This is a genomic window from Schaalia sp. JY-X159 (assembly GCF_014525425.1).
Lineage (GTDB): Bacteria > Actinomycetota > Actinomycetes > Actinomycetales > Actinomycetaceae > Scrofimicrobium.
The window spans coordinates 508,289-521,425 of sequence record NZ_JACEXI010000001.1 but is presented as its reverse complement, the minus strand read 5'-3'; the positions used below and the strand labels follow the sequence as shown (position 1 = coordinate 521,425).

General features: G+C 57.5%; 8 protein-coding genes. 6 read left to right on the top strand and 2 right to left on the bottom strand.

Features of this window, described 5'->3' with window-relative positions; all coding sequences use genetic code 11:
• Positions 1 to 13: 13 nt before the first annotated feature.
• From IDL90_RS02325 to IDL90_RS02305, 5 genes are all read left to right on the top strand, one after another.
• Positions 14 to 1,126, top strand: coding sequence for a BMP family protein (locus tag IDL90_RS02325; protein ID WP_182142545.1), 1,113 nt, complete (start codon positions 14 to 16; stop codon positions 1,124 to 1,126).
• Positions 1,113 to 3,200 carry an excinuclease ABC subunit UvrB gene (gene uvrB, locus IDL90_RS02320; protein WP_316930263.1) on the top strand — a complete coding sequence of 696 codons (2,088 nt, stop codon included), beginning with the start codon at positions 1,113 to 1,115 and terminating at the stop codon, positions 3,198 to 3,200. The genes IDL90_RS02325 and uvrB overlap by 14 nt, the downstream gene beginning before the upstream one ends.
• Positions 3,201 to 3,417: 217 nt before the next feature.
• On the top strand, positions 3,418 to 4,428 hold the full coding sequence (locus tag IDL90_RS02315; RefSeq protein ID WP_187994183.1) for a TerC family protein: 1,011 nt from the start codon (positions 3,418 to 3,420) through the stop codon (positions 4,426 to 4,428).
• Entirely contained in the window at positions 4,425 to 6,998 is a 2,574-nt protein-coding gene (locus tag IDL90_RS02310) for a cation-translocating P-type ATPase (RefSeq protein WP_262508949.1), read from the top strand. The genes IDL90_RS02315 and IDL90_RS02310 overlap by 4 nt, the downstream gene beginning before the upstream one ends.
• The gene (locus IDL90_RS02305; protein WP_187994182.1) at positions 6,995 to 7,813 is read left to right on the top strand and encodes an alpha/beta fold hydrolase; all 819 of its coding nucleotides are present in this window, start codon (positions 6,995 to 6,997) and stop codon (positions 7,811 to 7,813) included. The genes IDL90_RS02310 and IDL90_RS02305 overlap by 4 nt, the downstream gene beginning before the upstream one ends.
• A gap of 33 nt (positions 7,814 to 7,846) precedes the next feature.
• On the opposite strand, the gene IDL90_RS02300 is transcribed toward IDL90_RS02305, so the two are convergent.
• Positions 7,847 to 8,164 (bottom strand): YciI family protein, encoded by a 318-nt coding sequence (locus IDL90_RS02300; RefSeq protein WP_187994181.1) that lies wholly within the window; start codon positions 8,162 to 8,164, stop codon positions 7,847 to 7,849.
• Positions 8,165 to 8,289: 125 nt separating this feature from the next.
• On the opposite strand from IDL90_RS02300, the gene uvrA reads away from it, so the two are divergent.
• Positions 8,290 to 11,136 (top strand): excinuclease ABC subunit UvrA, encoded by a 2,847-nt coding sequence (uvrA, locus tag IDL90_RS02295; protein ID WP_187994180.1) that lies wholly within the window; start codon positions 8,290 to 8,292, stop codon positions 11,134 to 11,136.
• Positions 11,137 to 11,149: 13 nt separating this feature from the next.
• Here the strand turns inward: uvrA and IDL90_RS02290 are convergent, their stop codons facing one another.
• Positions 11,150 to 13,093 (bottom strand): long-chain fatty acid--CoA ligase, encoded by a 1,944-nt coding sequence (locus IDL90_RS02290; RefSeq protein ID WP_223175152.1) that lies wholly within the window; start codon positions 13,091 to 13,093, stop codon positions 11,150 to 11,152.
• Positions 13,094 to 13,137 lie beyond the last annotated feature (44 nt).

Below are 13,137 nucleotides of genomic sequence, written 5' to 3'. Positions count from 1 at the left end.
AAGGTAGACGAAGATGAGAACTCCCCGTTTAGCAGCAGCCCTTTCTGGCCTTGCTGCAGTAGCCCTTGCGGCAACAGCCTGCGGCAGTGCTCCCGAATCTGGGACGGAAAGTGGTGCTGAGGGTGGCACCCAATCCGAGGGCGCGACCCCCAGTGGAGATGCCAGTGATTTTAAGGCCTGCATGGTTGCCGCCGTGGGCGGACTTGATGACAAGTCTTTCAATCAGTCCGGCTATGAAGGTCTGAAGCGGGCTGAAAAGGAGCTCGGGGTGCAGATTGCCGTATCGGAGACCTTCTCAGACGCTGACTATGTCCCCCAGATTGGCAACATGGTATCCGAAGGATGCGACCTCGTTTTCGGCGTCTCTTGGGAGGCAAGTGAGGCTGTTCACACAGCAGCTGCTTCGCACCCGGACGTACATTTCGCACTCGTCGATGATGTTGCTGACGCTGAAGTAGAGAATGTGAAGGGACTTGTTTTCAACACCGCTGAAGCAACCTACTTGGCGGGATACGCGGCGGCAGCAATGACTACCTCCGGAAAGGTAGGAACCTTCTTGGGTGGGAAGATGCCGCCGACTATGCTCTTTGCTGATGGGTTTGCGGACGGTGTGGACAAGTACAACGAAGTAAACGGCGCAGACGTCGAGCTTCTTGGCTGGAACAAGTCCGAACAGGATGGAATGGCGACCGGCGATTTTGAAGATATTTCGCGCGGTAAGCAGTTTGCAGCCCAACTCATCGAGCAGGGTGCCGACATCGTGATGCCGGTTGCAGGTGTCGTCTCAACAGGAGCTTTGGCAGCTGCAAGTGAGGTTCCGGGCACCTCCATTATTTGGGTCGATGTTGACGGCTACTACTCGGAGCCCGACTATGCGTCACTCATGTTGACTTCAGTGCTGAAAGAGGTCGGCAACGCAGTTTACGACACTGTTGCAGAGGCCGTGAGCGGCCAGTGGACCGGCCAGGATTACATCGGTACTCTCGCTAACGATGGTGTCGGCTTGGCCCCTTGGCACGATTTTGAGGACAGAGTCCCTGAGGAACTGAACAACGCACTGGGTGCGCTCCGGGAGCAAATCATCAGCGGAGAAATTGTGGTGGAGTCGCCTAGTGCCCCCCACTAGCAAGCTGATCCTGCCCCAGCAGGCGCCGTTTGAAGTTATCTCGGAGTACTCGCCGTCTGGCGACCAGCCTCAAGCTATCCGAGAGATGGTCAAACGGATCAATGATGGTGAGCAGGACATCGTCCTGCTGGGGGCAACCGGAACAGGCAAATCAGCCACAACTGCGTGGCTGATTGAGCAGATTCAGCGTCCCGCATTGGTGATGGCACCTAACAAGACGCTTGCAGCTCAGCTGGCGTCAGAGTTCCGCTCGCTAATGCCCAACAATGCGATTGAGTACTTCGTTTCCTACTACGACTATTACCAGCCTGAAGCATACGTGCCGCAGACTGACACCTTCATTGAAAAGGACTCTTCAATAAATGAGGAGGTGGAAAGGCTGCGCCACTCTGCGACAAATTCGCTTCTGACCCGCCGCGATACCGTGGTGGTTTCTTCTGTGTCCTGCATCTATGGGCTGGGAACGCCAGAAGAGTATGTCAAGAGAATGATTCGCCTGGATGTTGGTGACACGATCTCTCGTGATGATCTGTTGCGCTCATTTGTGGCAATGCAGTACACGCGCAACGACATGGCTTTCACGCGGGGAACATTCCGGGTTCGCGGGGACACGATCGAGATCATTCCTGTGTATGAAGAGCTTGCGATCCGTATCGAGCTGTTCGGGGATGAAGTTGACAACCTTGCCGTTCTGCACCCGCTCACGGGTGACGTGATCCGGGAGACAGACACCATCCATGTGTTCCCTGCTAGTCACTATGTTGCTAGCGATGAGCGGATGGCGCGCGCTATTACAACCATTGAAGAGGAAATGGAAGAGCGTGTCGCATGGTTTGAGAAACGCGGCAAGCTACTCGAAGCGCAACGCCTGCGGATGCGAACAACCTATGACCTGGAAATGATGCGGGAAATCGGGTCGTGTGCGGGTATTGAGAACTATTCCCGACATATCGACGGGCGGCCAGAAGGCTCGGCCCCCCACACGCTGTTGGACTTTTTCCCCGAGGATTTCGTCCTCATCATTGATGAGTCCCACGTGACAGTCCCACAGATCGGCGCCATGTACGAGGGCGACGTGGCACGTAAACGAACCCTGGTGGAACATGGGTTTAGACTTCCTTCAGCCATCGATAACCGCCCCCTTAAGTGGGATGAGTTTGTTGAGCGGATCGGCCAGACGGTGTACCTTTCTGCGACACCAGGACCGTACGAGTCAGCAAAGGATCCTGACCCGGTAGAGCAGATCATCAGGCCAACCGGCCTCGTCGACCCGAAGGTTGTTGTCAAACCGACGGAAGGGCAGATTGATGACCTTCTTGAAGAGATTCGCGTGCGAGTTGAGAAAAACGAACGCGTTCTTGTCACTACGCTCACCAAGAAGATGGCAGAAGATCTGACAGTCTACTTTGCCGAGCGGGGGGTCCGGGTGGAATACCTTCACTCAGACGTTGACACACTCCGCAGGGTTGAGCTGCTCAGGGAGCTGCGCCAGGGTAAGTTTGACGTTCTGGTGGGCATCAACCTGCTCCGTGAGGGCCTGGACCTGCCTGAAGTGTCTCTAGTGGCGATCCTCGATGCTGATAAAGAGGGCTTCCTGCGGTCGACGCGCTCCCTAATCCAGACAATCGGGCGTGCTGCGCGAAATGTCTCCGGTGAAGTTCACATGTATGCGGATCGCATTACCGATTCAATGCGCGCAGCTCTGGACGAAACAGAGAGGCGCCGAAACAAGCAGATTGCTTACAACGAAGAGCATGGGATTGACCCCCAGCCGATCCGTAAGAAAATCGCTGATGTTACCGACATGCTGGCGCGTGAAGAAATCGATACGGAAGAGCTTCTTGCTGGTGGCTACAGAAAGACTCCCCAAGGATCGGGACCGTCTAGATCCGCAGGCGGGGACCTGAAGAGTTCTTATCCTCGGGCTGAAACTGACCTTGTGGACCTCATCGAAGACCTCACAAAGCAAATGAAGGGTGCAGCTGCTGAGTTGAACTTTGAGGTTGCTGCCCGGCTCCGTGATGAGATCTCGGATTTGCGACAGGAGCTGCGGGGAATGCGTGCGGCAGGCTAGAAGAGGTGCGGGACATGTCTCGTTTTGCTTCCACGGCTCACAAACGAGGTGGAGTCTTCGTTAGCATTGCCAGTTGAGGGGAGTAATCCACCAAGTCACCGTCGTCATCACGGCCCGGAGCTGAAGGACTTCAGCACGGCCCGGCGTTGACACCTCTGGCAACAACCAGAGGTGGGTAAGACCTCAGTGTTCTGACGCTGCAACCCTCGGAGGAAAATTGGAAGTCCACCTTCTATCCTGGATCGTTCTCGCTGCCATCATCATTGTGCTCATCACGGTGGATATTGTTGGCCACGTGCGCACCCCCCACGCCCCGACCATCAAAGAAAGCGCATGGTGGTCCGTAGCGTATATCGGCCTTGCATTAGTCTTTGGTGTGTTCGTTTGGTTGGTGTACGGGCCCACTTTCGCCGGTCAGTACATCGCGGGTTGGGCAACAGAAAAGGCCTTGTCAATCGACAACCTCTTCGTGTTTGTCATCATCATGTCCAGTTTCCGTGTACCACGGCAGTTCCAACAAAAGGCCCTGCTTTCAGGCATCATCATTGCCCTGGTTCTCCGGCTGGTGTTTATCCTCATTGGTGCAGCGATCATCGAACGCTTCTCATGGGTTTTCTACCTCTTTGGTGTTTGGCTTCTCTACACTGCGTACACCCAGATCAAAGCCGGTACTGAGACCATAGGTGGTGAAGAAGAAGACGAGGAATACCACGAAACGCGACTGACCCGTCTTGTTCGCAAGTTCGTTCCTGTAACGGATGGCTTCCGTGGCCAGCGGTTCCTGTATCGCCATGGAGGCAAGACCTTTATTACGCCGCTTCTTCTGGTTGTGGTGGCTCTTGGTTCGGCCGACATCATGTTCGCACTCGACTCCATTCCAGCCATTTTCGGGCTGACTTCCGAACCCTACCTCGTGTTCGCTGCCAACGCGTTTGCGCTGCTTGGGCTGCGACAGCTGTACTTCCTGATCGATGGCCTACTGCGACGCCTCGTCTATCTACACTGGGGCCTCGCCATCATCCTTGGGTTTATCGGCGTCAAACTGATTCTTCACGCTATGCATGAGAACACTCTGTCCTTCATAAATGGGGGAGAGCCCTTCAATGTTCCTGACATTGGCATTGCAGTGTCGCTTAGCGTGATCGTCGGGACAATCACCATCACCGTCATCGCTTCGTTGATCGCGAGCCGACACCTGGCCAAGGGTAGTCCGGAAGGCCAGCGTTGAGTACAGGGCAGCCGGCTCGATCATCGACGCCGACGATCGACCAGACTGTGGATGCCCGCCAAGGTAGGAGTGCCGGGAATGGTTCTAGCACGCTCGGAATGCTTTCCGAGGACGAGCTGGCCCAGTTTCAAGACGGCCTAACCCAGGAAGAAGTTGACCGGCGCCGTGCCCACGGCGAGTCAAACGAAGTCGATGATTCGACCTCCCGTCCCGTCAGCGCAATTCTGCGTTCTAACCTCTTCACCATTTTCAACGGAATACTGTTCGTCTGCGTCGCCGCGGTGTTGGCGCTGGGGGACTGGCGCGATGCAGTCTTTGGTTTCGTCCTCGTCTTCAACCTTGGTATCGGCATTCTTTCCGAACTGCGCTCCAAGAAAGCACTGGACTCGCTCGCCGTCCTACAAGCTCCAACCTCCGAGGCTCTGCGCGACGGAACATGGGTGGAGGTTGACAACGCGCAGCTGGTGACCCACGACGTCATCCGTGTGAAGTTGGGTGACCAGATTCCTGCCGATGGTCAGGCGCTCGAGGTCAAGGGCCTAGAGATCGACGAATCTGCCCTGACAGGTGAATCGCGTTCGGTGCGTAAGAGCCGCGGGGATGCAATGATGTCCGGCACCGCAGTTGTTGCGGGTACTGGCAAGATGCTCGTCGAGGTAATCGGCGCAGATGCATGGGCGCAAAAGATCACGGCAGAAGCCCGGAAGTTCTCTAAGGTCCATTCAGAGATTCAAGACTCGATCAACAGGATTCTCAAGTGGATCACGATCGTTCTACCGTGGATTATTGCCCTGCTTCTCTGGTCCCAAATGCGCGCCGGGGACAACTCATGGCGCACCGCAATAATCTTTACCGTTGCGGGCGTCGTGGGAATGATTCCCCAGGGACTGGTCCTACTCACTTCGATGAACTTCGGACTGGCGGCAGCCATCCTGGCCAGAAGGGGAGTTCTGATCCAAGAGTTGCCGGCCGTGGAGGTGCTGGCTCGAGTTGACGTTCTCTGTTTGGATAAGACTGGCACGTTAACTACCGGTGACATACGAGGTCGAGAGGTCATCCCGAACCCAGGGAGATCCGTACAAACACTGGCATTTCCCAAGGGAAGCTCCTCTTTCGATGCTGCCTCACGCGCGATTCTTGCAGCCATGGTCGCAGACGAAGCGAATGCGACGGCGGTAGCGGTAGCGCAGCTGGTTCCTGACGGAGCCCTGCCTTTCACAGACTCGGCTCACTTGACACCATTTAGTTCCGTTCGCAAATGGTCCGCCCTCGAGTTCACTGACGGTGCGAAAGCCGAGGAAGGAACAGACCCCGGGGGGACGGGCGCCACTAGTTCGCAGCCTCTGCCACAAACATGGGTGATGGGCGCACCTGAAATTCTGCTCGCAAACGCCGCGGGGGACACTGCCTGGGCGAAGGATGCAGTCGCCCAAGCCGGTGACGCAGGGCGTCGGTCAGTGTGCCTGTCTTTCTCGATGGAAGCACTGGTCGAGGACGTCCTCCCGCAGGACCTCACGCCCGCCCTCGTCGCCATCCTCGAGGAGGACGTGCGTCCTGACGCCAAGGAGACTCTGGACTACTTCAGGCAGCAGGGAGTGACCATCAAGGTGATCTCAGGCGATGCCCCGAAGACCGTCACCTCGATAGCCTCCGACTTGGGTTTGGAACACGAGGGCGGCTCAGATCTGGTCGCACTTGATGCACGAACCCTTTCCGAGGTCGGGACACCCGAGTTTGAGGCAGCAGCACTTGAAACGGACGTCTTTGGGCGCGTCACGCCGGAACAGAAGCGCGGCCTCGTCCACGCCCTCCAACATGCCGGCCATACGGTTGCGATGACGGGTGACGGGGTCAATGACGCCCTCGCACTCAAGGACGCTGACCTTGGAATTGCCATGGGGAACGCGGCACCGGCCACAAAAGCGGTCTCGCGACTGGTTCTGGTCAACGGTAAGTTCAGCGATCTGCCAGGGGTGGTAGCTGAGGGGCGCAGAATTATCGCCAACATGGAGAGGGTCTCGGCGCTGTTCCTTTCCAAGACCACGTATGCCATGCTCCTAGCTGTTGTGGTTGCGATCTTTGGATGGTCATACCCGTTCCTGCCGCGCCAACTCACCTACATCAGTGCTTTCACCATTGGGACCCCCGCTTTCTTCTTGGCATTAGGGCCCAACGGGCGACGCTACCGGCCCGGGTTCTTGAAGCGCACCCTGCTGGTTGCGGTCCCCACCGGCGTGATTCTTGCCGCTGCGACGCTGACGTCTTACTTAACGCTTGGACAGGGCACCGAGCTGGGGCAGACCGCCGCAACCATCTCGTTGATGATTGGCGCAATGGCCCTGCTGATCATTCTGGCAAGGCCGTGGAACTGGCTCAGGATCACCCTGGTGGTCCTCATGATTTCGGGCGCTATTGTAGGGATGCTGGTCCCAGTGGTCCGGGACTTCTTTGCTTTGACGCCGCCGACTGGACATGGCTGGCGGACAATCTTGCTTGCAGGTGGTGTGGCGGCAATACTGATTGTCAGTAGTTACCTGATCACGTCCAGGTGGAGGGATACAGAGAAGTGAAACGACTTGTTACCCCATCTTCTCCCTTGGCGCTTTACGCCGCGAACCGTGCAGCTGAGCATCTGACCTTCGGGGAGGGAGAGGCCCCACTCGTCCTCGGGCACGCTCTGGGTTCCAGCCGGGAAATGTGGGATGAAGTCCTGCCACTCCTGCCTGAAGAGCTGCCAGTTATCCTCTGGGAGCAGCCGGGCCATGGTGAGTCGGGTCTGCTGACCGTCGATGATCCCAGCGCGCAAGACATCGCGGCCGCTCTCAACAGTGCACTGGTCGACCTGGGAATCACGGAAGCACATATTGCCGGTCTCTCCCTTGGGGGCATGGTGTCTCTGGCTTATGCGGAGGAGTTCCCGGAGGATACTTTGAGCCTGGGGATTCTTGGCTCTGGTCCCGCGCTTCCACCCGCCCAGAACTGGTTCGACCGAGCACATCTTGTTGAGCAAGACGGCCTCTCGGGATTGGTCGACGGGACGATGGAGCGCTGGTTTACCCCCGGCTTTGGTGAGGGTAGTGGCCGGACACGTGTGGCGAAGATCCGCGGTATTTTCTTAGAGACAGACCCCGCCGGTTATGCGCAGTGCTGCAGGGTTCTAGCCAACACGGATCTCTCCGGTGGCATGGACTTGGTGTCCGCGCCCGCCCTCGTGCTAACTGGTGAGGACGATCAGGGGACACCTCCGTCGGCGGCAGTCCAACTGGCCGCAGATCTTGCGTCGCCGCTGCCAGTGGTGATCGTGGAGGACGCGAGGCACCTCACCGCCGTCGAACAACCAGGGTCGGTCGCAAGCGCGCTTGAAAGTATGGTTGCGGCCGTCTAGGACTTTGGCGACAAACCGCGTGACCTGCTCAGACTAGGAAATTGGGAACGAGGTCGAAAACCCGGGAGCGTCCGGACCGAGTGTCGGCACCCACGCACGAATAGTGAGCTCATCCATCAGGCCCTGCTGCTGGAACGGATCATCTTCAAGGTAGCTCAGTGCTTCCTGGGCAGATTCGGCCCGCACCATCAGCATCCCTCCATCAAACGTGGCGTCCTGCAGGAAGCCTGCGGAGACCAGCTTGCCTTCACTTTCCAGCCGACGCATGTGGGTGCGGTGGCTGGGGCGGTAAGCCTCTACAAGAAACTTGAGGTCGGTCGGGTAGCGGTACTGGATCACGTATAAGCCCATGGGCTCATTATCGCCCACTTGGACACACACGCAATGCAGTGGTTGCCCCGCGTTTCTCCGAGGGGGCCTTCGCTGTGATCGAACACCTGTACTAAAAGGGGTTGCATACAGCTAGGATCTGTGGAGTGAGTGAAGAACTGGTTGTTCGCGGAGCAAGGCAACATAACCTGAAAAATGTTGACCTTGAACTTCCACGCGACAAGATGATTGTGTTCACGGGGCTTTCCGGTTCGGGGAAGTCCTCTTTGGCGTTCGACACGATCTTTGCCGAAGGGCAGCGCAGGTATGTGGAGTCGCTGTCGTCCTACGCGCGGCAGTTCTTGGGGCAGATGGATAAGCCTGACGTCGACTTCATTGAGGGGCTTTCTCCTGCCGTTTCTATCGACCAAAAGTCAACTTCCAAGAATCCTCGTTCAACGGTTGGGACCATCACTGAAGTGCACGACTATCTGCGGCTCCTCTACGCCCGTGCGGGTACCGCGTACTGCCCGGTTTGTGATGAGGAGATCCAGGCTCAGTCTGCAGAACAGATCGTCGATAGAGTCCTAGAGAACGAGGACGGAACCCGTTTCCAGATCCTCGCGCCAGTCGTGCGAGGGCGTAAGGGTGAGTACAGCGAACTGTTTGCGGAGCTGCAGGCCAAGGGGTTTGTCCGCGCTATCGTCGATGGCGAGCAGGTTCGCCTCGAGAACCCTCCTCGACTAGAGAAGAAACTCAAGCACGACATCGACATTGTCATCGATAGGCTGGTTGTTAAGGAAGGGATGCGGCGGCGCCTCACGGACTCGGTTGAGAGTGCGTTGGAGCTTGCTGATGGACTGGCAACCATCGACTTCGTCGATGTTGAAGACGGCTCTCCGGCGCGCCAAAGGCGCTACTCAGAGAAGCGCGCCTGCCCCAATGATCACCCGCTGGCACTCGAAGAAATCGAGCCGCGGACATTTTCTTTCAATGCCCCCTACGGTTCCTGTCCCGAGTGCTCCGGCCTGGGTGCTAAGCAAGAAGTTGATCCGGATCTAATCGTTCCGGATGAGGAGCTGTCTTTGGCTGAGGGCGCAGTCGTGGTGTGGCGCAGTAGCGCCAAGTACTACCAGCGCCTACTCGAAGGACTCGCTCGTCAGATGGACTTCGACATTAACACCCCGTGGAAGGACCTGTCTGAGGAGGTTCGCCACGCCATCCTCTTCGGCCTCGACTACCAGGTGCACGTTAAATATCGCAACCGCTGGGGCAGGGAACGCGCCTACTCAACGGGGTTTGAGGGGGCGCTGCGGTTTATTGAACGGCGCATGGATGAGTCTGACTCGAACTACGTCAAAGACAAGATGTCAGGGTACTTGCGCGAAGTCCCTTGCCCAGCATGTAAGGGTGCCAGACTGCGCCCGGAGGTGTTGGCTGTCCGCGTGGGTGGTAAGAACATTGCGGAACTGTCGGCTGCTTCAATCCAAGAGGCCCAGGAATTCCTGGCAGCACTGCAACTTGATGGCCGCGCCCAGCAAATCTCCAAGCCGATCTTGCAGGAGATCAATGCGAGGCTGAAGTTTCTTGTGGATGTAGGCCTTGACTACCTGACGTTGGCCCGTCCAGCAGGAACACTTTCAGGTGGTGAAGCCCAGAGAATCCGCTTGGCAACACAGATTGGTTCCGGCCTGGTTGGCGTGCTCTACGTCCTCGACGAACCCTCGATTGGGCTACACCAGCGCGATAACAGACGCCTTATTGGCACACTCCAGCACCTTCGCGACCTCGGCAACACTCTGATTGTTGTCGAGCATGACGAAGAGACAATGGATGCGGCCGACTGGGTGGTTGATATTGGGCCGAGGGCGGGTGAAGCCGGCGGGGAGATCGTCTATTCCGGCCCGGTGCCCGGTCTTCTTGAGGAACCTAGATCCTTGACGGGACAGTACTTGTCGGGAAAGCGCGAAATTGAGGTTCCTCAGCAGCGGCGCACCTTGGACAAAGAGCGGGTGCTGACCGTTCGCGGGGCCAAGGAAAACAACCTTGACAACGTCACGGTGTCATTCCCCCTGGGGACGCTCACCGCGGTTACGGGGGTGTCAGGCTCCGGCAAGTCGACTCTGGTGAACCAGATCCTCTACCGGACGCTTGCGAACCGTTTGAATCGCGCGCGTCTTGTTCCGGGTCGGCACTCATCCGTCAAGGGTGTTGAACAACTCGACAAGGTGGTTCACGTGGACCAGTCGCCAATTGGTCGCACCCCGCGCTCCAACCCGGCGACGTACACGGGAGTGTGGGACCACGTTCGGAAGCTGTTCGCGGATACGCAGGAGGCAAAGATCCGCGGTTACGGTCCCGGGCGTTTCTCCTTCAACGTCAAGGGTGGACGCTGTGAGGCATGCAAGGGGGACGGGACCATCCGCATCGAAATGAACTTCCTCCCCGACGTTTACGTTCCTTGCGAAGTGTGTGCCGGGAAGCGCTACAACCGGGAGACCCTAGAGGTCACGTATCGCGGTAAGACGGTTGCCGACCTGCTGGAAATGCCCATCTCGGAGGCCGCTGAGTTTTTCGCCGCAATCCCGCGCATTGCCCGCCACTTGAACACGCTAGTCGAGGTCGGATTGGGTTACGTCCGGCTCGGGCAGTCGGCCACTACCCTGTCCGGTGGTGAAGCGCAGCGTGTCAAACTGGCCTCAGAGCTGCATAAACGCTCCAACGGGCGCAGCATCTACGTCCTTGACGAACCGACAACGGGCTTGCATTTTGAAGATATCCGTAAGTTACTTCTCGTGCTTCAAGGCCTTGTCGACAAGGGCAATACCGTGGTTGTCATCGAACACAATCTGGACGTGATCAAGAGCGCCGACTGGGTGATCGACATGGGTCCCGGCGGTGGCAAGTTTGGTGGGCGAGTGATTGCGCAGGGCAGCCCTGAAGAAGTTGCCCAAGTCGAAGGGAGTTTCACCGGTGAATACTTGGCTCACGCCCTCGCCTCCGCGGGGAAGTGAGCCAAGCCTGACGCTAGTGAGACCTGTCTGAAAGCGAACCTCCGGTTGGAGTCAACTCACTTTCTGAGAGGTCATAGATCCCCGAGATGAACGCTTCGTAGTCCCGAAGTACGCGGCTACGCTTGAGCTTTTGCGAGGGGGTCAGATAGCCATTCTCGATGGAGAACTCGGTATCAAGGATCCGGTAGCGCCGGATTGATTCAGCGCGAGAAACACCGTGGTTGGCCTTCTTGAGTGCACGTTCCAGTGACTCGCGGACTTCTGGAAGCAGAGCGGCCTCTGCTGGCTGCACGACTTTCAAACCCTTGTTGCGTAGCCAAATGGGGAGCATCTCGGTGTCTAGGGTGAGTACCGCACCAATGTAGGGACGCCCATCTCCGACGATGACGCACTGGCTAATCAGCGGGTGAGTGCTGAGCGACTGTTGCAGCACATCGGGAGAGACATTCTTGCCTCCGGCGGTAACAATCAGTTCTTTCTTCCGCCCGGTAATCCGCAGTCTTCCGTTCTCATCGACTTCTCCCAGATCGCCGGAGTGGAACCATCCGTCAGTGAATGCCTCGGCGGTCTCTTCTGGAAGGTTGTGGTAGCCGCGCGTGACTGATACCCCTGAGAGAAGCAGTTCTCCGTCGTCCGCAATCTTCAAGAAGTTGCCGGGCCACAAGTAGCCGACAGAGTCCGGAGGGAAGTCCGTGGGCAGCTGCACGGTGACGGGTCCCGTTGTTTCCGTCAGGCCATAACCCTGCAGGAGGGTAATGCCAATACCTCGGTAGAAGTCAGCAAGCTCAGGGGATAGTGGGGCGCCGCCGCAGATAATTGTCGTCAGATTTGGTCCCAAAATGGCGCGGATCTTGCGGAGGACGAGGGCGTCGGCAACCTTGTGCGTCACCTTGAGTGGCAGGCCGGGACCCTCCGAAAAGTACGTTGCCGCGCTGAGGTTCTCTTGGTCGGGGACGACCTCGTCCCCATCCTTCTTGGGGTGCTTTTTGGGGGCTTTGTGGATTGGAAATGCCGTTGCTTGCGACATTTTGCGGGACTGTTTGGCGGACCAGCCAAATAGTGTCTTCTTGATACCTTTGCCAGCGGTTTGCGAGGCGGTGCCGTAGACCTTCTCAAGGACGCGCGGTACTGCCAGCAAGAAGGTCGGTTTGAAGGTCTGGATGTCGTGGACGAGGTGACGAATGTCCGGACTCATACCCAACCGGCCCTCACCGACCAGGATTGCCACCATGACAAAGCGCGCAAGTACGTGCGCGACCGGAAGGAACAGTAGCGTGCGGTTCTTGGGATTAGAAATCAGATCGGGCAGAATGTCGTAGGCCTGCATCAGACCGCGTACGAAGTTACCGTGTGTGAGCACGACACCCTTGGGCAATCCGGTTGTGCCAGAGGTGTAGACGATGGTTGCCACTGTCTCCAGGTTCAGCGCGGATGCGATGTCACGCACCACTTGTTCTGGGACATCTTGCCCTGCCTGAATGATCTTGCGTTCATCACCGCGTTCGAGGGCAAAGATCTTTTTGACCTGTGCATCTGCGACCGACTCGACCAGCTCAGCCTGCTGAACCGAGTAGGTGACCACCAGGGAGACTTCCGCGTCCTGAAGGATGTGGGAGATCTGGGCTGCCGAGTCAGATTCGTAGATGGGAATTGTTATGGCACCAAGGGAGAGGATTGCCATGTCGAATGCTGCCCACTCGTAAGAGGTGGCAGCAAGGATTGCGACACGATCCCCGGGGCGGATCCCCAAACCATAGAGACCCCGAGCAAGCTTGAGGATGTGATTCATGAACTCTTCTGCCGTGACCTCATACCATTCACCGCGGATTAGCCGTTCCACCATCACCTGGTGTGGTCCGCGAGCTTCGCGGTCGAAGAGCAGTTGAGGAATGGACAGGTCTGGGCTCACGGGAATTTCTGCCGGATTTGTCCATGTGCCGTCGTCGAGTTGGTACATCATGAAAGGTATCCTCCGGTCTGTTTCGCGTGAGTTCAGCGCTG